Annotated in this window: 26 protein-coding genes, 3 tRNA genes and 2 pseudogenes; 22 read left to right on the top strand and 9 right to left on the bottom strand. The window is 65.9% G+C overall.

From position 1 onward, the window contains the following. The first annotated feature begins 45 nt into the window (after positions 1-45). Entirely contained in the window at positions 46-1,155 is a 1,110-nt protein-coding gene (locus ACGFIV_RS31665) for an integrase core domain-containing protein (RefSeq protein WP_392838511.1), read from the top strand. Here the strand turns inward: ACGFIV_RS31665 and ACGFIV_RS31660 are convergent. Then, complete coding sequence (locus ACGFIV_RS31660) at positions 1,152-1,571, bottom strand: hypothetical protein (protein WP_392838510.1); 420 nt, start codon at positions 1,569-1,571, stop codon at positions 1,152-1,154. The genes ACGFIV_RS31665 and ACGFIV_RS31660 overlap by 4 nt on opposite strands. 193 nt (positions 1,572-1,764) lie before the next feature. Next, a complete protein-coding gene (locus ACGFIV_RS31655) occupies positions 1,765-2,133 on the bottom strand; it encodes an ATP-binding protein (RefSeq protein WP_392838509.1) in 369 nt (122 codons plus the stop codon). Positions 2,134-2,356: 223 nt separating this feature from the next. Between ACGFIV_RS31655 and ACGFIV_RS31650 the strand changes: the two genes are divergently transcribed. From ACGFIV_RS31650 to ACGFIV_RS31560, 19 genes and pseudogenes are all read left to right on the top strand, one after another. Next, positions 2,357-2,665: a putative quinol monooxygenase gene (locus ACGFIV_RS31650; protein WP_392838508.1), complete on the top strand. Its 309-nt coding sequence runs from the start codon at positions 2,357-2,359 to the stop codon at positions 2,663-2,665. Further along, positions 2,662-3,864: a helix-turn-helix domain-containing protein gene (locus ACGFIV_RS31645; RefSeq protein WP_392838507.1), complete on the top strand. Its 1,203-nt coding sequence runs from the start codon at positions 2,662-2,664 to the stop codon at positions 3,862-3,864. The genes ACGFIV_RS31650 and ACGFIV_RS31645 overlap by 4 nt, the downstream gene beginning before the upstream one ends. Positions 3,865-4,204: 340 nt before the next feature. Then, positions 4,205-4,546, top strand: a complete 342-nt coding sequence (locus ACGFIV_RS31640) for a hypothetical protein (protein ID WP_392838506.1) — start codon at positions 4,205-4,207, stop codon at positions 4,544-4,546. Next, a complete protein-coding gene (locus ACGFIV_RS31635) occupies positions 4,539-5,918 on the top strand; it encodes an FtsK/SpoIIIE domain-containing protein (RefSeq protein WP_392838505.1) in 1,380 nt (459 codons plus the stop codon). The genes ACGFIV_RS31640 and ACGFIV_RS31635 overlap by 8 nt, the downstream gene beginning before the upstream one ends. A gap of 6 nt (positions 5,919-5,924) precedes the next feature. After that, entirely contained in the window at positions 5,925-6,551 is a 627-nt protein-coding gene (locus tag ACGFIV_RS31630; RefSeq protein ID WP_392838504.1) for a DUF2637 domain-containing protein, read from the top strand. 11 nt (positions 6,552-6,562) lie between these two features. Beyond that, positions 6,563-6,931, top strand: a complete 369-nt coding sequence (locus ACGFIV_RS31625) for a hypothetical protein (protein WP_392838503.1) — start codon at positions 6,563-6,565, stop codon at positions 6,929-6,931. 5 nt (positions 6,932-6,936) lie between these two features. Next, on the top strand, positions 6,937-7,059 hold the full coding sequence (locus tag ACGFIV_RS31620) for a hypothetical protein (RefSeq protein WP_392838502.1): 123 nt from the start codon (positions 6,937-6,939) through the stop codon (positions 7,057-7,059). Positions 7,060-7,245: 186 nt separating this feature from the next. Then, complete coding sequence (locus tag ACGFIV_RS31615) at positions 7,246-7,848, top strand: replication initiator (protein WP_392838524.1); 603 nt, start codon at positions 7,246-7,248, stop codon at positions 7,846-7,848. Then, positions 7,784-8,500, top strand: coding sequence for a replication initiator (locus tag ACGFIV_RS31610; RefSeq protein ID WP_392838522.1), 717 nt, complete (start codon positions 7,784-7,786; stop codon positions 8,498-8,500). Before ACGFIV_RS31615 ends, ACGFIV_RS31610 begins: the two co-directional genes overlap by 65 nt. A gap of 57 nt (positions 8,501-8,557) precedes the next feature. Beyond that, positions 8,558-9,588: pseudogene (locus tag ACGFIV_RS31605) on the top strand (IS5 family transposase). Positions 9,589-9,660: 72 nt separating this feature from the next. Beyond that, the gene (locus ACGFIV_RS31600) at positions 9,661-9,846 is read left to right on the top strand and encodes a helix-turn-helix domain-containing protein (protein WP_392838501.1); all 186 of its coding nucleotides are present in this window, start codon (positions 9,661-9,663) and stop codon (positions 9,844-9,846) included. After that, positions 9,843-11,099: a tyrosine-type recombinase/integrase gene (locus ACGFIV_RS31595; protein WP_392838500.1), complete on the top strand. Its 1,257-nt coding sequence runs from the start codon at positions 9,843-9,845 to the stop codon at positions 11,097-11,099. Before ACGFIV_RS31600 ends, ACGFIV_RS31595 begins: the two co-directional genes overlap by 4 nt. A gap of 712 nt (positions 11,100-11,811) precedes the next feature. Continuing rightward, positions 11,812-13,038 carry a hypothetical protein gene (locus tag ACGFIV_RS31590; RefSeq protein WP_392838499.1) on the top strand — a complete coding sequence of 409 codons (1,227 nt, stop codon included), beginning with the start codon at positions 11,812-11,814 and terminating at the stop codon, positions 13,036-13,038. Then, positions 13,035-13,586 (top strand): hypothetical protein, encoded by a 552-nt coding sequence (locus tag ACGFIV_RS31585; protein WP_392838498.1) that lies wholly within the window; start codon positions 13,035-13,037, stop codon positions 13,584-13,586. Before ACGFIV_RS31590 ends, ACGFIV_RS31585 begins: the two co-directional genes overlap by 4 nt. Further along, positions 13,583-14,254 (top strand): hypothetical protein, encoded by a 672-nt coding sequence (locus ACGFIV_RS31580; RefSeq protein WP_392838497.1) that lies wholly within the window; start codon positions 13,583-13,585, stop codon positions 14,252-14,254. Before ACGFIV_RS31585 ends, ACGFIV_RS31580 begins: the two co-directional genes overlap by 4 nt. Continuing rightward, entirely contained in the window at positions 14,251-17,415 is a 3,165-nt protein-coding gene (locus ACGFIV_RS31575; RefSeq protein WP_392838496.1) for a chromosome partitioning protein ParA, read from the top strand. The genes ACGFIV_RS31580 and ACGFIV_RS31575 overlap by 4 nt, the downstream gene beginning before the upstream one ends. Next, positions 17,412-18,794, top strand: coding sequence for a serine/threonine-protein kinase (locus ACGFIV_RS31570; RefSeq protein WP_392838495.1), 1,383 nt, complete (start codon positions 17,412-17,414; stop codon positions 18,792-18,794). Before ACGFIV_RS31575 ends, ACGFIV_RS31570 begins: the two co-directional genes overlap by 4 nt. Next, on the top strand, positions 18,791-19,897 hold the full coding sequence (locus tag ACGFIV_RS31565; RefSeq protein WP_392838494.1) for a hypothetical protein: 1,107 nt from the start codon (positions 18,791-18,793) through the stop codon (positions 19,895-19,897). The genes ACGFIV_RS31570 and ACGFIV_RS31565 overlap by 4 nt, the downstream gene beginning before the upstream one ends. A 98-nt stretch (positions 19,898-19,995) precedes the next feature. Further along, a complete protein-coding gene (locus ACGFIV_RS31560) occupies positions 19,996-20,280 on the top strand; it encodes a hypothetical protein (RefSeq protein ID WP_392838493.1) in 285 nt (94 codons plus the stop codon). Between the two features lie 104 nt (positions 20,281-20,384). Here the strand turns inward: ACGFIV_RS31560 and ACGFIV_RS31555 are convergent, their stop codons facing one another. The 3 genes and pseudogenes from ACGFIV_RS31555 to ACGFIV_RS31545 all read right to left on the bottom strand — a co-directional run. Continuing rightward, a complete protein-coding gene (locus tag ACGFIV_RS31555; protein WP_392838492.1) occupies positions 20,385-20,747 on the bottom strand; it encodes a hypothetical protein in 363 nt (120 codons plus the stop codon). Further along, a complete protein-coding gene (locus tag ACGFIV_RS31550) occupies positions 20,723-21,139 on the bottom strand; it encodes a class I SAM-dependent DNA methyltransferase (RefSeq protein WP_392838491.1) in 417 nt (138 codons plus the stop codon). Before ACGFIV_RS31550 ends, ACGFIV_RS31555 begins: the two co-directional genes overlap by 25 nt. A 25-nt stretch (positions 21,140-21,164) precedes the next feature. Beyond that, a pseudogene (locus ACGFIV_RS31545) lies at positions 21,165-21,353 on the bottom strand (N-6 DNA methylase); the annotation flags it as partial. Between ACGFIV_RS31545 and ACGFIV_RS31540 the strand changes: the two are divergent. Continuing rightward, positions 21,338-22,711 (top strand): tyrosine-type recombinase/integrase, encoded by a 1,374-nt coding sequence (locus tag ACGFIV_RS31540; RefSeq protein WP_392838490.1) that lies wholly within the window; start codon positions 21,338-21,340, stop codon positions 22,709-22,711. The pseudogene ACGFIV_RS31545 and the gene ACGFIV_RS31540 sit on opposite strands and share 16 nt — an antisense overlap. 414 nt (positions 22,712-23,125) lie before the next feature. On the opposite strand, the gene ACGFIV_RS31535 is transcribed toward ACGFIV_RS31540, so the two are convergent. The 4 genes from ACGFIV_RS31535 to ACGFIV_RS31520 all read right to left on the bottom strand — a co-directional run bounded on the left by ACGFIV_RS31535 (position 23,126) and on the right by ACGFIV_RS31520 (position 25,200). Beyond that, positions 23,126-23,199, bottom strand: a tRNA-Phe gene (locus ACGFIV_RS31535). Positions 23,200-23,225: 26 nt separating this feature from the next. Beyond that, positions 23,226-23,300: transfer RNA gene (locus ACGFIV_RS31530), tRNA-Asp, on the bottom strand. Between the two features lie 105 nt (positions 23,301-23,405). Further along, positions 23,406-23,478, bottom strand: a tRNA-Glu gene (locus ACGFIV_RS31525). An 84-nt stretch (positions 23,479-23,562) separates the two neighbouring features. Next, complete coding sequence (locus ACGFIV_RS31520; RefSeq protein ID WP_392838489.1) at positions 23,563-25,200, bottom strand: metallophosphoesterase; 1,638 nt, start codon at positions 25,198-25,200, stop codon at positions 23,563-23,565. 241 nt (positions 25,201-25,441) lie between these two features. Between ACGFIV_RS31520 and ACGFIV_RS31515 the strand changes: the two genes are divergently transcribed. Beyond that, the gene (locus ACGFIV_RS31515; protein ID WP_358554417.1) at positions 25,442-25,783 is read left to right on the top strand and encodes a metallopeptidase family protein; all 342 of its coding nucleotides are present in this window, start codon (positions 25,442-25,444) and stop codon (positions 25,781-25,783) included. Positions 25,784-25,981 lie beyond the last annotated feature (198 nt).

The following is a 25,981-nucleotide window of genomic DNA, read 5'->3' as shown; positions in this document are numbered from 1 at the left end:
TTGTCCCGACAGGGTGCTGGCCGCAGCTGGCGCCCGACGGAGGTGTTGTTCGAGCGGATCTGCCGGGAGAACGGCATCACTGTCCGCAACACCAAGCCGCGCTCACCCACCACGACCGGGAAGATCGAGCGGTGGCACAAGACGGTGCGCCAGGAGTTCCTGGCCGCCCACGGGGCTTTCGCCAGTGTGCAGGCAGCCCAGGACGCGCTGGATGCATGGGTGGCCGACTACAACACGGTGCGGCCTCATCAAGCGCTGGACATGGCGACGCCCGCCGGCCGCTTCACCCACCGTCCCGGTGCGATCGAGGGTGGCGAGCAGGAGCTGCCGTTGCGGCTTCCCGCTGAGGTCATGGCGCTACCCGGTCGATCTGCACAGGCTCAGGATGCGGGCGCGCCTGGAGCGGGGGCGGTGCCGGTGGCCGTGGAGGTGGAACGGATCGTCCCGCCGAGCGGCAATCTGACCGCCTGCGGACGCCAGGTATGGCTCGGGCGGCCCCGGGCCGGGCAGCAGGTCACCGTGTGGGCCAGCGCCACCACGATGCACGTGTTCATCGGCGAGGAACTGGTCAAGACGCATCCGGTGACGTTGACCAGCGCCGACCTGGGCCGGCTGTTAGCCGGCGGCGGCCGGCCGGGGCGTCGGTCTCCGGTGACCGCGCTGCCTGCCGGGCCGCTCCCGGCCGAGGCCGTGGTGGAGGTCGATCGGCAGGTCAACAACGCAGGATGCGTTGGCCTGGCGGGCAGGTTGCTCAGCGTCGGTGTCCCGCTTGCCGGCAAACGGGTCACCTTGCGGATCGACGCCCAGACGGTCCAGGTGATCGCCGATGGCGTCCTGGTGCGCACCAAGCCGTCCCCGCTGTCTCCCTCCCAGCGCGGCCGACTACAGGGTGCCCGCCTGGCCCAGCCCTCAACCAGGGCCGTCGGCGACTTCCCCCGGGTGGAACGGGTGGTGTCCAGCAACGGCAGCCTCGTCGTCGCCAAATGCAAGCTCCAGGTCGGCCAGGTGCACCGGGGCAAGGTCGTCACCGTCGTCCTGGAGGACACCCAATTCCGGGTGCTGTTCAAAGGAGAAAAACTGTCGGTGCACCCCCGCACCGTCGTCAAGGAGGTCAGCCGGCTGCGAGCAAGCGGCCACATCGACTACGAGTTCTAGGCCAGGTGGAAAGCCTCAGCCGAAGCCAATCCGTCAAACCTCAACTGAAGATTGACATAGGCGCTGTGCCCGGTGTCATGGTGGAGCTGGGGCTGCTGCGGCCGGCTTCGGGTGATGCTATACAGGTCCTCGGCCAGTGAGTCGCCGGGGTTGCATGGGGTGCCGATGTAGATCAGGGCTACCTCGATTTCGCCGATGCGGCGTGGGCCCAGGCCCCAGATCAGGTCGAGCGTGTGGGTGTGCCAGAGCGTGATGACGTCGGCGACGGTTCGCGGCCGGCCGTATGGGGCTCCGTAGGCGTGGGCGAGGGTGTTGTAGGGCGCGGCTGAGAGTACGGGCTTGAGGCACTCGATGGGGCAGGCCGGAGTTATGGCTTCGATGTCGTGGAGGGGTGGTGTCGGGCGGTGGTGGGTCATCGTCTCGGTGGGGGTCGTGTTGCAGGTCGGGCTTGGGCGTATGTGACGTGGTCTGCGAGCTTCCCGGGGGTGAATGCGGCGAGTGTGGTTGTGCGGCCGTGGAGGGCGATCCATTGGTCGGCGAAGGGGTTGTAGAGGAACGCCCAGGTGGGGAACCGCTGGCGGAGGGCCTGTAAGGCCGGCGGCGCGGTGGTCATGGGGTGGGCGGAGGCAGTTCGGCCCACACGGTGCGGCCGGTGGCGTCGCCTTTGACTCCCCAGGCGGCGGTGAGGGCCGCGATGAGGTGGAGCCCTCGTCCGCCTTCGCCGTTGCAGGTGCGGGGGCCGAAGGTGGCGGGGCCGCCCTGGTCGGTGATTTCCAGGGAGGCGGAGCCGTCGGGGCGGTGCGTGATGGTGGCGGTGAAGACTCCCCCTGGCTCCCCGGTACGCGTGTACGCGACGGCGTTGGTCGCCAGTTCGCTGGCGATGAGCTCGGCGTCCGGATGGTTGGGCAGGTGTGTCCTGGCGAAGCGGCGGGCTTCGCGTACCTGGTCCCTGTTTCCCGGGAATGTCTGGGTCCGCATGCCTGCGTCTTCGCTTGGGCGTTGTTGCGGGATCATGTCAGCTCACCTCACGATCGTGCAGGTCAGAGGCCGTGACGACCTGTCATTGGTATTTAAAATACGGGTATAGTATTGTGAGTACAAGCGACTTGGGGTACTTGCGCCGCACATTAAGTGCTGATCCCGTAGGCAAGTACCGGTCTCGTACGGCCTCCAAGGGGCCTGCGATCAAGGGAGGGTGCGCGTGTTCGGTCTAGTGGTGCGATTCACCTGTAAGGACGAGGCGAGCGCTGAGGCGTTCGATGGGCTCGTCGCCAACACGATCGAGAAGATCAGGGACAGGGAGCCGGGGACGTTGGTGTACGCCTCACACCGGGTCGAGGGTCAGCCGCTCCAGCGGATCTTCTACGAGCTGTACCGTGACCGGGCGGCCTTCGACGCCCATGAGGAGCAGCTCCACACCAAGCACTTCCTGGCTGCTCGCGGTGAGTTCCTGGCCGCGACCCAGGTCGACTGGTTGCAGCTTCAGAGTGGTAAGGGAACAGACGGGTGAGCATCGAGTACCAACGGGCGCTGGGCCGGCGAATCGCCCAGGAACGCAAACGGCGCGGCCTGTCCCAGCCGGAGCTTGCCCGGCTGATCGACCGGTCGGTGGCCTGGGTCTCCCAGGTAGAGCGCGGAGTCCGCAAGGTCGACCGCATGTCGGTGCTGGAGAAGGTCGCCGAGGCGCTGGATGTGCCACTGTCGGAGCTGGCTGCCGAAGCGCCGGTAGTCGCCGCCGCCGCTGAGGAGATCCCCGGGACGGCCGGGCTACGGCTGGTGCTGTCGGGGGCTCACTCGCTGCGGGCCATGCTGCACGCGGCGCCCGTTCCCGCCACCGAGCAGATCAAGTCCCGGGTCGATCATGCCTGGGAGCTGACTCACGCCAGCCGGTATGTGGAGCTGACCGACCTGCTTCAGGGCTTGATTCCCACCCTTGAAGGTGCGGTCCGGTCGGCTCCGGAGGAGCGGCGTCCGGAGTTGTTCGAGTTGCTGGCGGTGACCTATCAGGCGTGCTCGGCTGCGCTGGCCAAGCTGGCTGAGCCTGAGGCGGCGTGGATCGCCGCTGACCGGGCGATCGTGGCGGCCGAGCGGGCGGGTGATCCGCTGATGATGGCGGCCGGCGCGTACCGGCTGGGGTTCGTGTTCTTGGGGGCGCGTCTGTTCGATCAGGTGGAGGAGACCGCGCGCACGGCGGCTGAGGCGTTGTGGTTTTTGGCCGAGGAGGGCAGGCCGGAGGCGATGTCGTTGTGGGGTGGGCTTACCCTGCAACGCGCCGTGGCCGCCTCCCGGCTGAACGAGGCCGACACCGCTTATGGGCACCTGGCCCAGGCGCGGGAGATCGCCGGGCGGCTGGGCGAGGGACGCAATGACTACAACACCGAGTTCGGGCCGGCCAACGTCGCTCTGTACGAGGTGGCGGTGGCGGTCGAGGTGGGTGATGCCGGTCACGCGCTTCGGGTCGGGACGGCGGTGGACACCTCACCGTTGTCGAGTGAACGGCGGGCTCGGCTGTATGTCGATCTGGCGCGTGCGCATGCCCAGCGCCGCCAGGTGGATGAGGCGGTGTCGGCGCTGCTGGAGGCCGAGTCCATCACCCCTGAGCAGATCCGCAACCACCGCATCGCCCACCAGCTCGTGTCCGATCTGCTGGCCATGCAGGATCCCCCCTCGCCTGACCTGCGGGAACTCGCCGACCGGGTGGGGGCGTAAGAAAAAGTACGTGTCGAAGTACTAAAAGTACTAGCAGATACTCGAAGTACCGGGTAGCGTTTGTGTTGTAGCTGAGACTCTCCGTAACCAGGGAGGTGACAGCCCCAACACAAACGCTTCTCGCGTTTCAGGGACAGCTAGCGACAGGCACAAGCACGACCGCTGCACGTCAGCGGAGACGGGCCACACATGAAAGTGGCCTGAGCGGGAGACCCGCCCAGGCCCGGATGCGATCAGCACCCTAGTTGGCGCTTCGATGCTATCGCCTCCGGCTCTGACGGCGCGTGTTCTCCCTCGTCCATCACCCCTGCTCAGCAGGCAGACGAGAGGTGTATTCAGCATGCGCAACATCCCTATCCCCGTCGATGCCGCCCGGCTCCAGTTCATCTGCGTCAAGGCACCCTGCCCGCGCATCGTGAACAAGGAGACCGGCGAACTCAAGACCGACAAGACCAGCGGCCAGACCGTGTACGAGGTCCTGTTCTCGGTCGAAGACACCTTCGGAAAGATCGAACTCGTCAAGATCAACATCGTGGGTGAGCCGCCCGTCTCCCCCGGCGACGAGGTGAAACCGGTCGGCCTGATCGGCTACGTCTGGGAGCTGTCCGGACGCTGGGGCTTCTCCTACCGGGCCTCCGCGCTCCTGCCCGCCACCGCCACGGCGGAGGCGCGCGGTGTCTAACACGCTGCTGATCACGCTCGGAGTCCTGGCCGCCTCGGTGGCCGGGCTCCGGGCCTGGCGCCACCGGCACTACCACTCCTTCTGGCTGTGCCTCATCTACCCGATGACGGCCCTCACCATCCGTATGAGCTGGCGCAAGGTCGCCCTCGGCTGCGGCCTGACCAAGAAGCGGCAGCGCTTCTGGTTCACCACCGTCCCCGGCCTGGTCTCCTCCACCGGCACCTTCCGCGTCAAGCGACGCTTCCAACGGGTTGCCGTCGACACCAAGCCATGGATGTGGCTGCCCATGCCGACCCGGTACGGCTGGCGCGTCACCCTGCGCCTGCTGGAAGGGCAGATCCCCGCCGACTACGCCGACGTCGCCGAACGCCTCGCCCACTCCTGGGGTGTGCACGCCGTCCGCGTCTTTTCTCCACGCCGCGGGCGCATCGTCGTGGCGGCGACGGTCCGAGATCCGCTCATCCAGGTGGACCAACTCCCGCCGTCGACAGAGCTGCTCAAGGTCACCGTCGGACGCCTGGAGACCGGCAACCCGTGGGTCATCGACTTCCGGACGGTCCCGCACTGGATCAACGCCGGGGCCACCCAATCCGGCAAGTCCAACCTGGCCAACGCCTTAATCGTCGGACTGTCGCCGCAACCGGTGGCGCTGGTCGGCTTCGACCTCAAAGGCGGCGTCGAGTTCACTCCCTACGGTCCACGCCTGTCCGCGCTGGCCACCACCCGCGCCGAGTCGGTCGGCCTGCTGGATGACCTGGTCACGCTCATGCTCGACCGGATGACCGTATGCCGCAGCGTAGGGGCCCGCAACATCTGGCAGCTCCCCGGCGAGAGGCGGCCTACTCCTATCGTGGTCCTGGTCGACGAGCTGGCCGAGCTGTACCTGATGGCCGACAAATCCGAAAAGGACGAGATCGCCAAGACCTCGACGGCCCTGCTGCGCGTCGCCCAGCTCGGCCGAGCGTTCGGGATCTACCTGTTCTGCTGCGGCCAGCGCATCGGCTCCGACCTCGGCCCCGGCGTCACGGCCCTGCGCGCCCAATGCTCCGGACGCATCTGCCACCGCGTCAACGACCCCGAGACCGCCACCATGACCCTCGGCGACCTCGACCCGGCCGCCCTGGTCTCCGCGCGAGCCATCGCCGCCGAGACACCCGGCGTCGCGATCGTGGGCTCCCAGGACGGCCAGTGGTACCGGGCCCGATCCTTCTACGTCTCCGAAAGCACCGCCGAGCACGCCGCCCACACCTTCGCCCATCTCGCTCCGGCCTGGGCGGATCTCACGGCTGGTGAGCATCACGCAGAGATGACCGATGCCGAGCTGGCCGAGTTCCTCCACGATTCCGCCGTCCCGGAAGCGCAGAAGGGCTGACCCCTGATGCGACGCCTCGCCTCCTGGCTGCTGAACTCCGGCCCCGTCGTCGTCCTGGCCCTGATCGCCGGTGCCGGTTCCTTCTCCCACGTCCGGCAGACGGCCATAGACCACGGACAGACCGGGTGGATGGCCTGGGCCGTGGCCGTGTGCGTCGACCTCACCTGCGTCATGGCCGCCCGCGAACGGCAACGCGACAAGGAGACCGGCCGCCGCCGAACCGGCTGGATCTCCTGGCCGGCCCTGGTCCTGGTCGCCGGAGTCGTCTTGTCACTGGCGGCCAACCTCCACCAGGCCGAGCCGTCAGTGTGGGGCTGGCTGACCGCCGCGATCCCCGCGGCGGCGTTCCTGGTGGCCATCTCCATGCTCGAACGACGGGCGACCGCGCCTCGTCCAGAAACGTCCCCACTTCCATCCATCGCCGAGCCGGTCAGTGCACCCGGGCCTGAGCTAAACGACAGCGCCGATCCATCGTCGGTGCTCCTCGGCTACGCCCGGCGCCTGGTCGAGGAGCACCACGCCAAGCACGGCAAGCCGATCACCCTCGATCTGCTGCGCGCCCGCTTGGGCGTGTCCAGCCAACTCGCCTCCGAACTGCTGCACCGCCTGCAAGCAACCCCAGAAGCCTCGTGAAGGGAGCATCCATGTCCACCGACACCGACCGTCGTACGGCCGTTATCTCCGGCCTGCGCGACCTGGCTGATTTCCTCGACACCAACCCCGACATCCCCGCCCCGTGGGGGCCGATCAGCATCAACTACTACGCCCTGGGCACCGACGAGGAGATCCGCGCCCAAGTCGATCACATCGCCCGGCTACTGGGCTCCGACCTCGACGCCCACGAGCTGATGCACGGCCACTACTCCACCGGAATCACCTTCGGCATCGCCGAGTACAGGGCCGTGGGCCTGCTGGCCTCCTCCCGCGCCCGATGGGCCGCCAGGACCAGCTACGAGCACTCCATCACCCTCGACACCGATACCGCCCACCGGGACCCACGGACCTGGAGCTGACCGGCATGGACGAGGACTTCATCGAGATCCGCTACCGCTGCGCCACCTGCGGCGGGACCGGCGTCGACAGCCTCGGCGACACCTGCGCCGACTGCGACGGAACCGGAGCAGACAACCACGGGGCCTAGCCCCGGCGCCCCCGGCGTGGCCGCACAACCGCCAAGTTCCGCGCCACGTCGGGGGCCATCCCCACACCGAATCTCACCGACCCGGAAGGGACACGCCCCATCATGCCCAAGGCAACGAACGGAAACGCAGTAGCCGGGATGATCGTCCGGCTCCACGACCCCCAACACGGCCGATAGGCCGCGCAGATCAAGGCCACCGGCGGATGCCGACAGCCGATCCACCTGCGCGGCCACGTCCTGCACATCGACAAGGCCACCGGCACCCTGCTGCACCGCTACTCGACGGCCACCGAACCCGACGGCGTCCTTCGCGTGCCGTGCAAGACCCGGCGGGCATCCCGTTGCCCCGCCTGCGCCGAGACCTATCGGGCCGACACCTACCACCCGATCCGGGCGGGCCTGGCCGGCGGCAAAGGCGTCCCCGAAACGGTCAGCACGCACCCGTGCCTGTTCGTTACCCTCACCGCACCGTCCTTCGGAACCGTCCACACCCGGCGGGAAGGCGACGGCAAGCTCCTGCCCTGCCACCCGCGACGCAACGCCCCGACCTGCCCGCACGGACGAGTCATGTCCTGCACCGCCAAGCACGGTAGCGACGAGGACTGCCTAGGTGAGCCGCTCTGCCCCGACTGCTACGACTACACCGGGTCGGTCTTCTTCAACGCCCTGGCACCGGAACTGTGGCGGCGCTTCACGCTCGCCCTGCGCCGCCACCTCGCCAAACCTGACCGAGCACAGCGTAAAGGGCCTGCGCGAAGAGCTGACGATCGCCTTCGCGAAGGTCGCTGAACACCAGCGCCGCGGCGTCGTCCACTTCCACGCCGTGATCCGCCTCGACGGCCCTGAAGGACCCGACTCGCCGCCTCCGGCCTGGGCAACCAGTGATGTGCTGGCGCAAGCCGTACAGCACGCCCACCAGGCCGTCACCGTGAAAGCTCCTGCGGTCGACGGCAAACCGTCCGCTGTCCTGCGCTGGGGTGCTCAGCTCGACGTCCGCCCCATCACCCTGGGCGGCGAACTTACTGATCAGGCCGTGGCCGGCTACATCGCCAAGTATGCGACGAAGGCCGCTGAATGCGTCGGCACTCTCGATCGGCGCATCAACGCCACCGAAGACCTGAGAGCGCTCCCCATCCGGCAGCATCCTCGGCGCCTGATCGCCGAATGCTTGCGCCTGGGCGCCCTCGACGAGCTGGGAGACCTCCGGCTCGCCGAGTGGTCGCACATGCTGGGGTTCCGCGGGCACTTCGCCACGAAATCCCGCCACTACTCCACCACCCTCGGCGAGATCCGCAACGAACGCGTAGACCACCGACGTGACGAGGCCGTTACCACCGGACGCCTCCCCCTGTTCGACGAGGACACCGTCCTCGTCATCGCCCACTGGGCCTACGCCGGAAAGGGCCTGTCCCTCGGCGACGCCGTTCTAGGAGCTGTTTGATGTTCGGATCTTGGTGGGGTCCGGTGGCGGGCTGGTCATGGCTGATAGAACTCGGATGTGGCGCGCTTTGATGTGACCGATGCCGAGTGGGCGTTGATCGAGCCGCATTTGCCGGTGGCCGCGACCGGGCCGCTGCCACGGCGGGTGCGTGATCAGTTCAACGGGATCTTGTGGCGTTTCCGCACCGGATCTGGGTGGCGTGACGTGCCGGAACGGTACGGGCCTTGGTCCACGCTCTACTCCCGGTTCAGCGGCTGGGCCAAGGCCGGGGTGTTCCAGGGGCTGATGGACGCGCTGATCGCTGAGGCCGCATCGCGCGGGCAGGTCGGTCTGGAGCTGGTCAGCGTGGACTCCACGATCGTGCGGGCGCATCAGGAGTCGGCGGGGCTGGCGGTGGCCGGGGAGACTCTGGATGCGCTGGAGCAGGCACTGACCGAGGAAAAGGGGGCTCCGCTGCCGGAGCAGCCGCCGGTGCTGCGGGTGATGCGCCAAAGGCCGCACCCGGCGCGGACGGCGCGGACGACGCGGACGCGTCGTCGGGCCAGGACCGTGCCGCCACACGGCGACGGCGTAAGGCCCGGGCGAAGGCTGCCGGGCTCGGCCGATCCCGAGGCGGGCTGAGCAGCAAGATCCATGCCGCCGTCGATGCCGCCGGGTTGCCACTGTCCTTCGTGCTCACGCCCGGGCAGGCCGCCGACTGCCCGCGGTTCATCACCGTCCTGGACAAGATCCGCGTCCCTGGTCCGGTCGGCCGGCCCCGGACCCGTCCTGCCGCGGTAGCCGCGGACAAGGCCTACTCCTCGAAGGCCAACCGTGCCCATCTGCGCCGCCGCCGGATCACCGCGGTCATCCCGGAGAAGACCGACCAGCAGGCCAACCGAAACAGGAAGGGTTCAGCCGGCGGACGGCCGGTCGGCTTCGATCCAGAGCGCTACCGGCAGCGCAACACCATCGAACGCTGTTTCCAGAAGATCAAGACCTGGCGCGGCCTGGCCACCCGCTACGACAAAGCCCCGGAAAGCTACGAGGCCGGACTCCACCTCCGAGGCTCGATCATGTGGCTGAAGCTCCTCACCTCAACCACATGATCCGAACTCCAAACAGCTCCTAGCCGCGGCTCTCACCGATACGCCTCCTGCGATGAACGAGGAGGTGAGCACATGGCCAAGCTCCTGCTGACCGTACCTGAAGCGGTCGAGGCGCTCTCGATCTCCCGCGCGAAGCTGTACCGCCTCATGGACTCCGGCGCCATCCCGTACCTGCACATCGACCGTTCACGGCGCATCCCGCTGTCCGGCCTGGAGAAATACGTCGCCGACCTGCTGGCAAAGGAGATCGCGGCATGAGCAAGACCCTTGTTGCGACCCCCGACCCTGATGACTCCAAGGACAATCGGCCGACCAAGAACTCGACGCCCAAGCTACGCGACGGCGTCATGAAACGCGGCAAGACCTGGTCCTACGTCGTCAGGGTCACTGACCCCGAGACCGGCGTCAGCAAACCCAAATGGGTAGGCGGCTTTGCCACGGAGGATGCGGCCAAAGCCGCTCGTGATGAGGCACGCGTGGCAGCTCGGCGCGGTGAATATGTCGATCGCAACGCGATCACCGTCGCCGCGTACATGGAAGAGTGGATCGAGTCGCACGCGGTGGAAATCAAGCCCAAGACGCTTCACGGTTACCGGATGCTGATCCGGCTCTACATAAGCCCGCGTATCGGCTCGATGCGGCTTCAAGCGGTCCGTCCGGCGACGATCACGAAGCTGTACCGTGACCTGTTGACCGGGGGTGGCAGGAACGGCAAACCACTGTCGCCGACGACGATCGCACACGTGCATACGGTGCTGCGCAAGGCACTTCGGGATGCGGTCATGATCGATGAGATCCTGCCGAACAATCCCGCCGAGCGGGCCAAGCTCCCTCGTAGTCAGCGCCTCGAACCGGGAGCAATCTGGACGCCAGCACAGCTCGGACAGTTCCTCAAGGCTGCTGAAGGCCACCGGCTGTCCGCGTTCTTCCGGCTCGCTGCCTACACCGGCGCTCGGCGTGGAGAGCTGCTCAACCTTCGATGGTCGGACGTCGACCTTGAGGCGCCGGAAATCCGGATCAAGGGAAGCACGGCTGTTATCGAAGGAAAGCGCGTCGAAGGAACGACCAAGAGTAGACGGTCCCGCGTGGTCAGTCTCGATCAGGAGACCGCGGGCGTTCTCCGTGGGCATCGTGCGCGTCAGACGGCCGAGAAGTTGGCGCTTGGCGTGAATTGGAAGGGTACCGATGACTACGTGTTCACCACGGGCTGGGGTGAGCCCATCTATCCCGACACGGTCACATCTCTGGTGAGCAAGCTCATCAGCGCCTACAACACTCCGAAGGACGGTCTCAAGCCCAAGAAGCCGCTCCCCCATGCTCGGCTTCACGACCTCCGGCACATCCACGCGACCACGCTCCTGCTCGCCGGCGTCTCGGTGCACGTGGTGGCGGCCCGGCTCGGCCACGCTGACCCCGCGATCACTCTGAGGGTGTACGCCCATGTGATCAATGAGCAGATGGCGACGGCGGCTGACGTCTTCGCCTCGGCCATCAAGGAAGCCGCCGGGTAGCTCTTGTTAGCAAGCCCGTTAGCAAAAGGCCCCTGGCGATCAACGCGAGAGGCCTTTGAGCTGGGAGCCGACGAGGGGAATCGAACCCCTGACCTACGGTTTACAAGTCCGTAGCTATCATGCCTGCCTGTGCCGCAACATATCTCAATGTACCGCTCTATTGGCAAATGTCGCATTGAAAATGCCCGGGAATGGCATCCGCTGCCATGTTGTATCGCGGGCCGATGAGCATGCGCCGAGCATCCACCCCGGTATCGATGGGTACCCTCGACGCCCCGTGGCGCGGCCTTGACCGTCCGATTTATACCCGTTCGATGCATCTTAGCTCGAGTCGCCGCATCAATTGGAGGCCGGATATAGCAGTGGAGATTAACCGCAGGACGATCAACGACCACCCTTGAGTCGTGCATGAGCACCAGCTCAGGCCGTGTTTACGAGTTTTGAAGCGGGACAGGGCGAGGCGAAACGATCATCCTAATCTCATTGCTTTGGTGAACGACCAGGGCAGGTAACACGTGGTGGATCCTGAAGCAGTACTCGTTTCGATCACGAAATGTGGGCCAGAACCCAGAACCCAGATGAAACTGTCCTAGCCAACCTGCCTACAGTCGATCGCGAGACATCTTGTTTGTGCCTAAACTTGGACGCCGCGCCCCGAGTCGGCGCCGAGCGCAATGGGGTCCGTGCACAGCCGGAGACAGGAGCGATCGCGTTGACCGACCCGCCAGAGCTGACCTTGGACAATCTCGCCGGTGAGGCAGCGGTGCTGCGGGTCTACCGCCAGATCTTCGCGGTGCTCGCTCGCGAGGCCGGGGCGATGATCGTGGACTCGACCACGATCGATGTTGATGAAGCAATCTTGGAAGCCTTCGCTGAGGCGGGCAGCGAGGGGCTGACCGCGGAACAGGCGGTCGCCGCCTGCCGACAATGGGGCGCTCAGATAGCAGGGCGGCGGTTCGAGGTTCTACGTGAGTACGGCGCGATCAACAAAGTCGTTGATCGGCCGAATGAGCGCTACCACAGGGCAGCGTTCGCGCCCTATGTGATGCTGCTGTTCTTGCGGCGTATGGCAGAACAGGGCGGCCAGTCGGAACTGCACCAGCTGCTGACGCTGGAGCAATTGAACGTCAAGAGCACCAACGCCACATCCGCCGACGGCACGGCCTCGGTGCGCCGGTTGACCAAGGTGTTCCGGTTGCTGGGTAATGAACTCGCCATCCTGGCAGCGGGCAGCACAGCCGAGACACTCGGCGACAACGCCCAACTCCTGTGGGGTAACGAGTCGCTGATTGGCCAGGCCAAGGACATCCACGCTGTCGTGCTGGGTAAATGGCCCGAACTCGATCGCAACTGCGCGGAACTCCGGGTCGCGCTCGCCGCCTACGCGGACGCGATCGACGCGGCGGCGGGCCGCCTGATCGCGCAAGCAGGCACCACTCGCGCGTTGGGCCTGCTTCCGGTGGAAGCATGGCGCACCTTCGGCCGCGAGTCGAGCCCCAAGGCGCTAGCCGCGGTGCTCGACCGGTTCGTCTTCGACGCGCCCGCGCCCTGGTTCTCACCACAAGCGCTGATCGAGGCAGTGGAGGCGGGACGCCAGATCAGCACGGCGCGGGTTCCGCCTCCCCGCTCGGACGACACCGAGCTGGAACCTGAGGCCGATGCTGGTATCGCTGATGACGTGGAGGAACTCAGGGCCATCGCGGAGCGACTGCTAGCGCACTCGGACTCGGTGAGCGTTGTCGATGTGCTGGATGACGCTGGCGACTGGATGTCCGCACGTCGCGTGCTCGCCGAGGTCACCGCCATCCATCACCACCCTGACCTCGACTACGAACTCGTGTGGCGGGACGGCGTACGGATCGAGGTGGCGGCCAGCCCGTCCTGGACGTCACATGGGCGCTTCCGGCGCGGTAACCGGGCGTGGGGAGACGCGGGGTGAACGAGACGGAAACGGCACTGTGGTGGGCGCGCGTCCGCGCCGCCGGCCCACAGCGCGTAGCACCGAGCAGCGCGTTCCCGGCGGGAATGCAGCGCCTGGTCGAGCCCGATGTCACGGCGGTGTGGCTGCTGGCCGTGCTTCCCGAGGGGGCGAGACCGGGCGTGTCGGAAGAATTGGGACTGCCTGTGCTTGCCGTCGAACAACCCAACGACACCGCGCGCGTGCTCGCCGCGTGCCTGCGCTGCTGCTGGGCGGAACCGACCGGATCGATATGGCCAGGGACGCCCGCGTCTAAGGATGAGGTGGCAGCGGTGTTCGGGGAGATCACCAACCGGGACGAGACCGCCTCCAACCGAGCCTTGCTCGCGGCGCTCCGGCGCCTGGCTGGCGCCGCCTGGCTCCTGTGGGACGAGCCCGGCCAGACGGTGCGGCTCGGTCCGCGAGTCGCGGCGTGGGGATCAGCGGATCTCAGCGCCCTGCGCGAGCTGAGGCGGATGTTGCCCTCCTCCGCCGACACTGGCCGCAGCGACGCGGAAGGGTTGCGATGACCAGCGTGAATGCGGCGCATCCGGTATTCGAGCCGGTCCTCGCCGAGCTGAGCGAACAGCACCGCGACGAAGTCCTGGCCGCATTGGCGGCGGTGGAACACAGCGCCCACCCGGTGCCCGAGGTGCAGATGCTGGCGTTGCGGGATGCTACCCTGCGCCGGGACCTTCAGCGGCTGTTGCATCGAGTGGGACGGACGCTGGTACCGGTGGGAGACGCGCAGTGGACGTCGGGGTACCGCGACGACATCGCCGCCGAACTGACCGCCGAAGGCTGGAACGCCCTCCCGGTCATCGATCGGGCCGTGCTCGTGCTGGTGTTGATTCACTCGGTCGCGATTCCCCGTAGCCAGGGAACACTGTCCGGCGACTCCTGGATCTCCGCGCAACCGACGCCAGCCGATGAGTTGCTTCGCTATGCACAGCTAGGAAAGGGCGACGTTCGTGCCGCTCTGCAGAGGTTGCGTGCCGCTGGACTCGTGCAGCTCGCGCCTACTCGTGGACAAGGTTCCGTCGGCGGGTCTGCCTACTTGCCCGGTCCCCAACTTCACCGGCTGACACCAGTGGCACGTCGAGCGTTGCAGCAAGAGCTGATTCTGGCCGCCGCACCGCACAGCCCGCTGGCTGCCGCGATACGAGCACGCCGCGCACATCCCCGAGGAGAACGGTGAGCACAGCCCGAACCTGGTCTGCGGCGGGCGGCGATTCCGGCCCGTTCGACGTTGTCGGCGAGCGGGTGTTGGTCGGCTTCCAAGTGGTCAACATCTCCCGGCTGTCCACACACCCCGTACCGATGGTCAGCCAGGGCCTGGTCACGGTCGCAGGGCAAGGCCCGAAGGACTCCAACGGCGCCGGGAAGTCCTCACTGATTGCCGCGGTGAGCCTGCTGCACGCCGATGAGCAATGGCGGCTGGCCAGTGGCGCTGCCGGGGCCGCGGAGCTGTTGTTCACCGCCGAACTTGCCGCACAAGAAGGCCGCTGGTCCAACGTCGACTGGGGATATGTGATCGGCGTGTTCGCTGACCCCCGCGCTGACACGGCCGACGAGCTGTCGGCCAGCGCCCTGACCGTGTGGCTGCGGATCAACCGCAAAGCATCGCACGTACACCTGCGCTGGCAGGACAGCCTCTATGTCCCCTACGGGGCGACCGAGTCAGAACGTGCCGCAGGAGCTGACGCACTGTGGGACGCGCTCCCGAGCAGCAACGGACGCACCGACTTTCACGCGAACCGGCTCGCGTCCGTCCTCTACGGCAGACACGTGCGGTGCGTGTCCTTCCTGTCGACCTCGGTGCGTTCCAGCCCAGCGGCCAACCTGCTCGCCCAACCTCTCAACGACCTGGATCCACGCAGGATCTTCGACGCCATCGCCACGCTGACCGGGTTGGATCGCGAACTCGAACAAGAGCAGGCCCTCAGGTCGGCTGAGCACACTCACCGCACCGACGTTCACGACGCGGTAAGAGATCTCGATAGCTGGGCGCACGAAATGGCGGTCGTTGAGGCCGGCATCGCCCTACGCGGCGAAGCTCGTCACCTATTGGGCAATGCGAACGCGTCGTGGCAAGCCCGCTGCGCCCGACGCTTCCTCGACGGGGTCACACGCATCGACGAGATCCGCCTCGAACTCAGCGCGCTGGACGTCCGTGCCGCAGAACTGCAGACACAGTTGTCCACCGTGGATGGCGACCTCTCCGGGCTGACGGACGACGAGGAGTCCAACCGGAACTTCCGCGAAGCCGAAGGGCGCTGGATAGAACTCAGTGGGCGTGACCAGCGCCTGGACACCGAACATCAGGTCGCCGCCCAGAATTTGGAAGACCTGGACACGAAACATCGGAAGCTGCGGGATAAGGCTCGCGCTGCTGACGGACGCAGCGTTGAGACCGCCCAGGCTGAGGAGGCCGACGCTCACACGGCCGTCGAACAAGCGCTCGGGGCCAAGGGAGTCGCCGAAGATGCCGAGAAACGAGCGAGCGCGCTGCTGGCCGCCGCCGAATCCGGTGAGGACGTCGCCGCGGACGAGCTACAGGTGCTGCGCGAGGAGGGTATCCCCGCCGCCGCGTTGTTGGACGTCGTCCAGCTCAACCCCGACCAGCGACGTAGTTGGGAGCCCCGCCTCGTGCCCTATCGCGGTGCCGTCGTGGTCCCACGCGGGCTCGCTGACCAAGCCCAGGAGAAACTTGCGGGGCGGCCAGGGGCGGCGACGCTGGTTATCGCCGACCCGCCTCGCGCGCACGCGCCCACCCACAGCACCAGCCTGCCCGCGAGCGCAGATGAGAGGTTCGACCTCACCACGTTTTTGACTGCGATCGTCGACCGGGCGGGCACCCAGCCCGCGGAGATCGACGTGGCCGCCGGGGTAATCGTGGTGGGCGAGTTCGCAAAACCACTCACTGGCCGAGCCGCGCGCATCGCCTCGGCCCGCGCTGAACATCGTGCGAAAGCCGATCTTCTCTCCGAAGCCAACAAGCTCCTCGCCACGGCCCGGCACACGCTGTCCCGAGCCACAACCCGTACCGAAGCGGCCGTGGCCGGTGAAGAAGCGGACGCGACCGCGCTGAAGATGTCCAAACTGCGAGAGACCAACCGGGAGAGAGAGGAACGACGCGATGCGCTGAAGCCTGTGCTGGACGCCGCCCGCCTGGCCTATGCCGACGCGCTGGGCGCGGGGAAAGCACGCGAGGAACGGATCGAGAACCTGCGCGGCACCAAACGTCGTCTTGAGGGTGAGCTGACCGAGCAGGACAAAACCAAGACGAAGCTCACCGATGAGCGGCTGGCTCTGGACCTGCCTGGCCGCGAGGCGGCCTGGGGAGACTCACCCGAGTCCGCGCACCGGTTTCTGCTGGCCCTGAACGCCGAGCAGCAGGCCCGTACCACCGCAGCGTGGAACGAGGAGACCTGCTATCAAGTCAACGAGGTTGTGCGACGGTGCTTCCCCGAGGGCACACCACACGACGAGATGCCCGCCGAGATCCGGGAACTGTTCATCGAACAACGCTGGCAACGCGGCGGACTGGACACTCGAGTCGGACTGGTTCCCGCGCTCATCCGCGCGCTGCGTACCCACCTGACCCAGACCCAACAGCACGACCTTTACCAGCAGCAGCAAATCGCCATCCAGCGTGCACAACGCACCGGTGACCTGGAGGCGGCTCGGCAAGGCTTGAGCGAAGCCGAGCAGACCTCGCGTGCGCACCGGGCTTCGCTTGCCCTGGGAATCAAGGCGAGGCTCAAAAAAGTCAGCGAAGAATTCGATCGCCTCGACCAGCGATACGGCGGCTACGGGGCGAGCCTGGACTACCCGGAACCCGAGCCGCCCGCAGAGCCTGATCGGCCGTGGCGATGGACCGTGACACCAAAGTGGCGGCGCGCTGAGGGACAACGGATGTCGGGCTACAACCTTCGCAGCAACACCGCCCAAATGGACGAGAAGGCCGTCAAGCTGGTGTGCGCCGCCGCGCTTGCCGGAGGAGGCAGTCGCCCCTTGCTGCTCGTCCTCGACGAACTCGGCCGCAACCTCGGCAAGGAGCATCGCCGTGAGGCGGTCGCGCTGTTCGAGCAAATCGGGAAGGACCGCAACATTACCGTGATCGGTGCACTACAGGATGACATGGAGCGCTACGCCATCGAGGCAACTGGGCTCTACATCAAACTCCGTCGCCGCTCCGACAGCATGGCCTACAACGAAGCACCTGTCATCGTTGGAGACGAAACCAACCGCGCCCGCGTCGAACTGCTCCGGGAATGGTTGACCTCCTACCGCCCTACCGCCGACATCGCCGGCGATGAGCCCGAAGAGGGCAACTCGGATGAGGGCGCGGCATGACCGAACCTTACCACCCAACAGGGGAATTCCCCATGCCCGGCCACCCCGGCGTGCCCGAGGGACTCCGCGCCTATGCGCAGCCAACACACGCCGACGGCACCTTCGACCACGACCGAGCCGGCCGCCCCAAAGTCCGGCGAGTACACCTGCGCGCGCACCCACCCACTCCACCAGAGCGACCAGACGGACTCGTCAACAACGCCGACTGGAACTGGGCCACCAGCGCGCCTCGCCGGTGGAACACCATCACGACCAGACTCGATGATCGTGCCGATGACGTGGCGCTCGCCTTGGCCCGAGCAGGATGCGTTGGCCTCGAACACGACTACCGATCAGGCACAATCTGTCATCCACCCCGAGGCTGGGCCCCTAATCCTGACCTGCGGGCGGCCCGGCAAGAGCAAAACAGCCAGCGCGCCGCCCGCCGGGCCGCTCAGGACGACGAGGCATGCCGTCTCGCTGCAGAGCTCACCCACTATCCCGCCGCCGCACCACTGGTATCCATCCTCAGAGCACAACGGGACGGGCCCTACCGTGACCACGTCATCGAGGCAGCCCGCGCTTTCCCTACCGACGACACCACAACCGACACAGGCGGGGCCGCGCCGTGGGCCGCTGTGCACTGGCTAAAGCGCGGAACGAAGGCGGACTACAACAGGGACCACGAGCCGCTCGCTGAAGGTGGTCAGGGCGCAGTCTACAGCGGTATGCACAAACACACCCGCATCCCCATTGCGCTGAAGCAACTCCGCTACAGCGATGAAGATGCCCTACACCGCATGCGCCGCGAGATCTCCATCGGGCACCTCTACCGAGAGCACCCAAACGTCATGCCGGTCCTGGACTCCGACCCAGACGGGCGGTGGTTCGTCATGCCGCTCGCGAACGGCAGTGCCGCCAGCCACGCGGAACGCCTACAGCGGGAAACAGGAGCCCTCCGGGAGCTCGTCATAGCGGTCTGTAAAGGACTGCGCCGCCCACACACCGACGGCAGGATCCACCGCGATATTAAGCCAGCCAACGTCCTGCTCCTCAACGGCAAGTGGGTCGTAGCCGACTGGGGGCTAGGCAGACAGCCCCGAGGGGAAACTAGCATTCCGCACCGAACTCGGACCGGCACCGGCTTCGGCTCCGAGGGATTCGCCGCACCGGAGCTGTCGTCCGGAAACCCCCACAACGTTACGGCCGCCGCCGACATCTACAGCATCGGGCGGCTCATCGCAGCCATCCTGACCGGGGAACGACCGGAGCAGAATCTCCCATTGCTGCCCGCCAGGGGACCATGGGTAGCCGCAGTGACGGAGGCTACCCACCACAGGCCAACCGACCGGCCACAAGACGTGGACGAATTCCTCCGCCTGCTCAAGGACATCCCGTGACCGTTCCCTCGCCGCCCCAGCACTGCCAGGCACAGAAATTCTGGTCCACCTCAGCTGAAAGGATCATGTTGTCGATGGTGCGCATTGCGCTCGAGCCATACTTCCTGCACCAGGACCAGGTTCAGTCCCTCCTCGGAAAGCAGCGGACGGAGTCCGCATGGGCGCGGGCGGCCCGCAGGAGCGATCCCGAGGCAGCGCTGCCCTACGTGCTCGCCGCAGAACTCGCCGAGGCGCTCTCCTCGCTGGGAGTCGGCGAACTGGCGAGGCGTGTACTGGAGCAGGACCTACGTGTGGGGCAAGTCGTCGGCACCGAGCTGGAGTTTGCGTTCCAGCGGGACCGGGACCGCGACGCCCCCGGCTTCAAACCCGCGAGCTTCACAGCGGTGCTCGACGCGGGTGACCCGGTGCGCGTCACCGGGACATTCAACGCGGCAAGAATCGCCAGTTCCTCCGCGCCCGGTAGCCTCAGCGGGCACAGGCAGGTCTACCTGATCGGGACGGTCACCAATCTGGGTGCAGAGCGAATCGAGCTCAGGCCGATCTTCATCGGAATCAGGTCATTCGTCGATGACGACCTTGCCGCCGGAGGCCCAGCGCCGGGAGCGCGGGTTTATCCCAGCGAGATCAGCCAGTTCAGCGGGATCGACTTCGCCTCTCCCCTCACTGAAGTCGAGGGCGAAGCGGTCCTCCGTGTGCCGGAGGACACAGTGAAACGCGCCTTTGCCGGGCTGGTCGGCGAGTCGTACGTTCCGAAGGACTGGGGTGGCGAGCGCTCCGACCTCTATACGTCACGAGTGTTCGCCCGCGGGCGCCAAGTGTCGGCTGCGTGGTTGTTCAAGGGACCGGGCTTCCCTCGCGCGATGGACATCAAGGCACTGGGCAAGAACGGTGACCAGATCGACCGGCTGTTCACCGAGCCCGCGGAGCTACTCGTTCTGCAGCACTGTCATCAGATCAAGCCGAGCGTGGTTGGCATGATGGACGCCTACGCCCACGACGTCCGGCACCCCCGTTTCTACATGATCATTGACGGGGCCGATACCGGACGCATACTAAGGTTTCTGGGTCTGCTCCCGGTAACCCCAGCACGTCCGCCACTGTAGAACCAAAGGAACAGGAGCCTGTACCGCGTCAAAAAGCAGCCACGACGGCTCTGACCTGTGGTTTGACGGGGTTCGTCCGCGCAGGAAGATCGCGTCTTGTGCTTGTCCGCCTGCTCTATTTGATCGTCCTCCGGGTGTTCGGCTGGCTGGTGCTGCTGGGCCGCGGCCAAGCGTCGACGGACGCGGAAATCATGGTGTTGCGTCATGAGGTGGCAGTGCTGCGGCGTCAGGTCGGACGCCCGAAGCCGGACTGGGCCGATCGGGCCATTCTTGCGGCGCTGGCCCGGTGGTTGCCGGCGGCGGCGGCGCGCGCGCGCCGCGCGCCCGCGGCGCTGGAAGTGCTGGCCATCAGGTCGACAGCTGCGACTGGGGATTGCGGCTAGGGTCCTGACCGAGGTATGGAACGCCGAGAGGAAGGACCGAGCGGCCGGAAGGCCCGGGATGATGCCCCCGGACCGTCCGGCGCATACCAGCTACAGATGATGAGCTAGAGGGGCTGGCCGGTCTCAATCTCGTCCGTCACCGGCTCGCCCAGGGCCTCGGCGATGGCGGCGAACTCGTTGAGCGCGGATTGCAAGTCATCTACGATCTCGCGCGCGATCACGGCTGGCGGGAGCAGACTGTCGGCATCCTCGAGCGTCGGATCTTTGAGCCAGGTGATCTCGAGATTTACCTTGTCGCGCTTAAGTAGATCGTCGACGTCGAACTTCTTGAAGCGCTGGGACTCTACTCGCTCGCTGTGGGGCCGACCCGGCAGGTACGCGGCGACGAAGTCATCCAGGTGCTCGCGACGCATCGGCCGGGTCTTGAGGGTGAAGTGCTCGCCTACCCGAAAGTCATAGACCCACAACTTCGAGGTCCATGGCTGATTATCAGTTCTGGGCTTTTCTTGTCGAAGAAGAGCACGTTCGCCTTCACGCCGCCGGCGTAAAAGATTCCTGTCGGTAGGCGCAGCAGCGTGTGGACGTCGAGCTCCTTGAGCAGCCGTCGCCGAATGGCCTCCCCGGCTCCTCCTTCGAACAGCACGTTGTCTGGAAGGACGACCGCTGCCCGACCGTCGATCTTCAGTACCGACATGATTTGCTGCAGAAAGTTGAGCTGCTTGTTCGTTGTAGTAGAGCGGAAGTCGGCACGGTCGTAGGAGATGTCCTCCTTGTCCAGTCGCCCGTCCGAACCGTAAATGGTGATCGAGGACTTCTTGCCGAAGGGGGGGATTTGCCAGGACCAGCGAGACTCGCTCATCGCCTCGCGGTTGCTTGGCCAGTGCGTCGTGCACGTCGATGAGCGAAGGACCGTCGCTCGTGCCGACCCCATGCAAGATCATGTTCATCGCGGCCAGGCGCACAGTTCCGGGGACCAGTTCGGCACCTCGGATCGCACCGGAAGAGAGATGCTCCTGCTGTGCCTTGGTCATCCGGCCTTGGTATTCACGCACGATATGTGCATGTGCTGCGATCAGGAAACCTCCAGTGCCACAAGCGGGGTCGAGGATTGTGTCATCCGGAGTGGGCCTGTGACCTCGACCATCACGTCAATCTGGCCTGGGCACTGACCACGGTCAGGTCAGACAGACTGTTTTCGGCGATTGCAGCTGTCGAGCCGCAGGTGCTGCTGCGACTGGCTGATGAAATACGCGCCGAGTCCCTTAATCACAACGTCATCCGACATCGGTGGTGCTGGCGGGTGAACCTGGAGCACGTTGTCAAGGCCGAATGGCGTCCCAAGACGCTCCAGGGGTACGAGGGCGTTGTCCGGCGCTACCTCGTCCCTGCGCTCGGCCGTAGGCGACTGGACAAACTCAACGCTGCCGAGGTCCGCCAGTTCATCACGTCCCTGCGTAACGGCTGCCAGTGCTGTCAGCGGGGATGGGACAAGGCACGCGAGACTCCCGAATGCTGCGCCAAGAAGGGCGGCGCCTGCTGTGAGTACAAGATCCAGGCGCGCATGGTCCAGTCGATCCATGCCGTCCTTCGTAATGCTCTAGAGAACGCCGTTCGTGAGGAAGTCATCGCGCGTAACGTCGCCAAGCTCGTCAAGGTGTCCCCACCGAAGTACAAGGTCAATCGGGGCCTGACCGTCGCTCAGGCAAAGGCGATTCTGAAGGCCGCTCGGGACCACCGCCTCGGCGCGCTCTACGTCCTGGCGGTCTGCCTCGGGCTGCGGCGTGGAGAACTCCATGGGCTTCGCTGGGAGGACGTCGATCTAGAAGCCGGAACCTTGGAAGTCGTCCAAACCCTTCAGCGGGTCGGCGGCCGACTCCAGTTCGTCAAGCCGAAGACGGAGGACTCCGAGCGCACCGTCCCCCTGCCACCGATCTGCCTCCATGCTCTCAAGGAGCACCGCAAGCATCAGTTTGCGGAACGCTCGAACTGCTGGCCGGACTGGGAGGATCACGGACTCGTGTTTCCTTCGCGTCGCGGTACACCTATGGAGCCCGACAATCTGCGACGCAGTTGGGGAGAGATCCGCGGCGCTGCGGACCTCGGGAGTGTCCGGCTTCACGATCTCCGTCACACCTGCGTAAGCCTCCTACTGGACCTGGCTGTACCTCCACACATCGTCCGCGAGATCGTCGGGCACTCTGACATTGATGTCACCATGAAGATATATGCCCACACTTCTATAGACGAGAAGAGAAAGGCTCTGGGCAAACTGGGAGATTCACTTTCCTGGGTCAAGCAAAAACGCCCCCCGACGGCACGGGGGGCGTTTTGCGTACCTGACACCACTGCATCTACCTGCGGCTTCGCCTCAAGATCTACATCAAGACGGGACCAACCGCCGAAACCTGGGCAGGCTGACGCCACCATTTAAGAGTTCTTTTTAGGGCATCACCACGCTTTGATGGCGAGTCGGAACCTGGCGGCGAATTAGCCTCACCACTGTAGGCGCGCCACGCGAGCCATCCCGTCAAAACAGCGGCGAGTCCCAAGGAGGCCAATTGAAAGACAGTCGGCTGGTTGCTGAACCCAGCCGCTGCACTCGCGGCGGCAGAGCCTGCCGACGGTAGGACAACCGCCAGGGAGCGGAAGAACTTCTGCCGTCTCTGACGACGACGCTTCCGACCTCCCATAGATCCTTTATAGCGGATCCAGAAGGGCCAAGGTCCAACGAGTCTCAGGGATGGCCGCGATCAGGCAAGCGGTTGTCGTCATAGTTGTCGTCAACCCCCAAGCAAGAACGCCGCGCGCACAGCATGCACACGGCGTTTTGGCTGTTCAGGTGGTGTGGTCAGGGGCGGGGTCGAACCGCCGACCTTCCGCTTTTCAGGCGGACGCTCGTACCGACTGAGCTACCTGACCCGGTGGTGATGAGACATCCACCAGAGCGGTCCTGACGGGACTTGAACCCGCGACCTCCACCTTGACAGGGTGGCGAGCACTCCAAACTGCTCTACAGGACCTTGCTTGCCGGGAGTCTGTGACTCTCGGCCTTTGCGCTTGCTTAGCTTACCAGCTCTCCGGAGATCTTTGACCTCTGGTCTTACTGGTGAGCATCAGCTCACACGTGCCCCCAACGGGATTCGAACCCGTGTCGCCGCCTTGAAAGGGCGGTGTCCTAGGCCGCTAGACGATGGGGGCTCAGGACTCTCGCCCTGGTTCCGTGACGCCTTCCGTCGGAGACCTCTGAAGCATAGGGGACGTGGGCCCTTGATGCCAAAGTGGTCATCGCCGGAATGGCGACTCGGTTCCGGAACCCTCTCCCGTTGGCGACGAGGTCGGAACCGGCTCCGGAGAAATTGTACGGCCAGGCTCGCTCTCCACGTGACGCTGGATCTGGACCCACTGCTCCCCAAGGCCCCCGAGCGTCACGTCGTCCCAGGCCTGAAGGCGGTGGGAGGTCATGTCGAAGTAGAGCACGGAGGCCTGGATCGGCGTGGGCTCGTCGTGTTCGAGGCCGCGCAGGCCCGCCCCTCCGGTCGAGCCCTGGATCATCAGCCGGGTACCCGACGGAAGCATCTCGGTCGACCGCTCGTGGACATGGCCGGTCAGGACCAGCGGCGAGGATCCGCTGAACGCCCGTCCGACCGTGGGATCGTGAACGGCGACCAGGTCGACAGGGATCTTCTTGCCGGCGGGATCTCCGGATGCACCCGTATCCGCCGGATTCGACTGGCCGCCTGTCAGCTTGGACGACGGGGACGGAGACGCCTCACGCGAGGGCTTCGAGGCGGCCGGCTTCCCTTCGCCCTCCGCGGGCGCCAGGCGGGCGGCGTGAGCGCGTCCGAGATCCACCAGCACCTGAGCGTCCGATTTGACGTCGACGGTCTTGTCGGGCGTGAACCGCGGGTCACCGACGCCGTAGATCCGCAGGCCCTCTACGGTCTTCTCAGCGCCGTCCAGGACGATCGCGTTCTTCTGCCGGGCGACCGCCCGCTGAGTGGCGATGGAGTCGTGGTTCCCGCGGACGTACACGTATGGGACCCCCAGTGTGCCGATCTCCTCGACGAACTTGTTCTCCGCCTTTGTCCCGTGGTCGGCGATGTCACCGGTGTCCACGATCATATTGATCTTGAACTGATCCTTCAGCGAGCGGATCATGTTCCAGGCGACGGGATTGAGGTGGATGTCCGAGACGTGCAGGACTCGCAGGGTGTTCGGATCCGGCGAGTACACCGGGAGCGTGGTCCCGGCGTGGTAGAGCTGGGAGACGTTGGTGACCAACTTGGCGAGCTGGCCTCGGTACTCCGTGAAGCGCGAGACGATCGACTCGGCGCTGCCGATGAGCGAGGGAACGCCGGTGAGCAGTCCGGTGTACCGGGGCTCGGCGATCGACCGGGGATTGAAAGTCATCACGGACAGAAGGCCGACCAGGGCCACCGCCGTGAAACTACCCAGACCCGTCCACAGCGCCCGTCGCCACCTACGGAAGACGATGAGGCCCGTCACGAGGCCGCCGCCGACCGCGAACAAGACGGCCCTGATGACGAGTTCCTTCAGGCCCTCCTGGAGGTCGGCCTCGATGAGGTCGGGCAGGGTCTCGGCCCAGCGAGGACTCTCCAGGAGTTGCTGGGCGATGTCCGCGTGGATGCCGTCGAGGCTGAGGCTCAGTTGTAAGGGGCCGTGATGGGAGTCGAACCTCAGGGTGCCGAGAGGCCGTACGTCCACGACCGTCTGGCCACCCCAGGAGGGTTGCAGGCTCATTCCGATCTGCGCGGGCCCCACACTGGTGCTCACGTGGGCACCTATGGCGATACCCAGCCAGGCTCCGGCCACTGCGACGATGCCGATCAGCAGGACGTTGACCGTCCGGCGTACGGCACGTCGCTCGTTCAGCCGCTGGGCGGACTCCCTCAAACGCATGAAATTCATCGTCGTCTTGCCTACCCGAAAACACGGTCCGACTCATAGCAGTCGCGAGTCATGCTCGGTCTTGGTGTCAGTCAACAAAGGTCCTGCCGGGCCTCATGCGGTCCACACCCGTTCCGCCGGCCTCATGGGGCTGGGCTTCGGGCGGTCCTCCCCTCCTGGGTCTCAGGCGGTCCGTACCGCCGCCGGCCGTACGCGCTACCGCGCTGTCGCTCAGCGGTGACACGATTGAACGGTGATCGAGGTTTCGCGGGAGAAGTTCGAGGAGCTCGTGGCCGAGGCGCTGGACACGATCCCGCCCGAGCTGGCTCATGTGATGGAGAACGTGGTGATGGTCGTCGTCGACGATCCACCCGAGCCAGGACTTCTCGGGCTTTACACGGGCATCCCACTGACCGAGCGGGGTGAGTGGTACTCGGGCGTCCTGCCCGACCGGATCGAGATCTACCGGAACTCGATCTGCGGGATCTGCGAGACAGAGGACGAAGTGGTCGAAGAAGTACAGATCACCGTGGTCCACGAAATAGCTCATCATTTCGGGATCGATGATGACCGCCTGCACGAACTCGGCTGGTAGGCCCAGAACCGCGGCGGCCACGGCGTCGTACCTCCATGTGACACCTCGCCTCACCTGGCGGGACTCCTCTGGACATAACACCCGATAACAGCTCTGCGCTGAGATCCGTACGGCCATGAGGGTTGCGCAACCGCGCCCGGAGTCGGCACCGTAGGTGACATACTGAACACGGTCTGTCAGGAACGGCCCAGCGAGCGC

Origin of the sequence: Sphaerisporangium sp. NPDC049003 (genome assembly GCF_043197795.1) — a bacterium.
Classification (GTDB): domain Bacteria; phylum Actinomycetota; class Actinomycetes; order Streptosporangiales; family Streptosporangiaceae; genus Sphaerisporangium.
This window is presented reverse-complemented; position numbering and strand designations above follow the sequence as displayed.

Bases quoted from the DNA above. Each gene is read 5' to 3' on its own strand.
- ACGFIV_RS31620 (WP_392838502.1), top strand. From the start codon at position 6,937: ATGGACGAGGACTTCATCGAGATCCGCTACCGCTGCGCCACCTGCGGC.
- ACGFIV_RS31630 (WP_392838504.1), top strand. From the start codon at position 5,925: ATGCGACGCCTCGCCTCCTGGCTGCTGAACTCCGGCCCCGTCGTCGTC.
- ACGFIV_RS31550 (WP_392838491.1), bottom strand. From the start codon at position 21,139: ATGAGCGAGTCTCGCTGGTCCTGGCAAATCCCCCCCTTCGGCAAGAAG.
- ACGFIV_RS31600 (WP_392838501.1), top strand. From the start codon at position 9,661: ATGGCCAAGCTCCTGCTGACCGTACCTGAAGCGGTCGAGGCGCTCTCG.
- ACGFIV_RS31625 (WP_392838503.1), top strand. From the start codon at position 6,563: ATGTCCACCGACACCGACCGTCGTACGGCCGTTATCTCCGGCCTGCGC.
- ACGFIV_RS31640 (WP_392838506.1), top strand. From the start codon at position 4,205: ATGCGCAACATCCCTATCCCCGTCGATGCCGCCCGGCTCCAGTTCATC.
- ACGFIV_RS31520 (WP_392838489.1), bottom strand. From the start codon at position 25,200: ATGCGTTTGAGGGAGTCCGCCCAGCGGCTGAACGAGCGACGTGCCGTA.
- ACGFIV_RS31580 (WP_392838497.1), top strand. From the start codon at position 13,583: ATGACCAGCGTGAATGCGGCGCATCCGGTATTCGAGCCGGTCCTCGCC.
- ACGFIV_RS31655 (WP_392838509.1), bottom strand. From the start codon at position 2,133: ATGCGGACCCAGACATTCCCGGGAAACAGGGACCAGGTACGCGAAGCC.
- ACGFIV_RS31570 (WP_392838495.1), top strand. From the start codon at position 17,412: ATGACCGAACCTTACCACCCAACAGGGGAATTCCCCATGCCCGGCCAC.
- ACGFIV_RS31595 (WP_392838500.1), top strand. From the start codon at position 9,843: ATGAGCAAGACCCTTGTTGCGACCCCCGACCCTGATGACTCCAAGGAC.
- ACGFIV_RS31660 (WP_392838510.1), bottom strand. From the start codon at position 1,571: ATGACCCACCACCGCCCGACACCACCCCTCCACGACATCGAAGCCATA.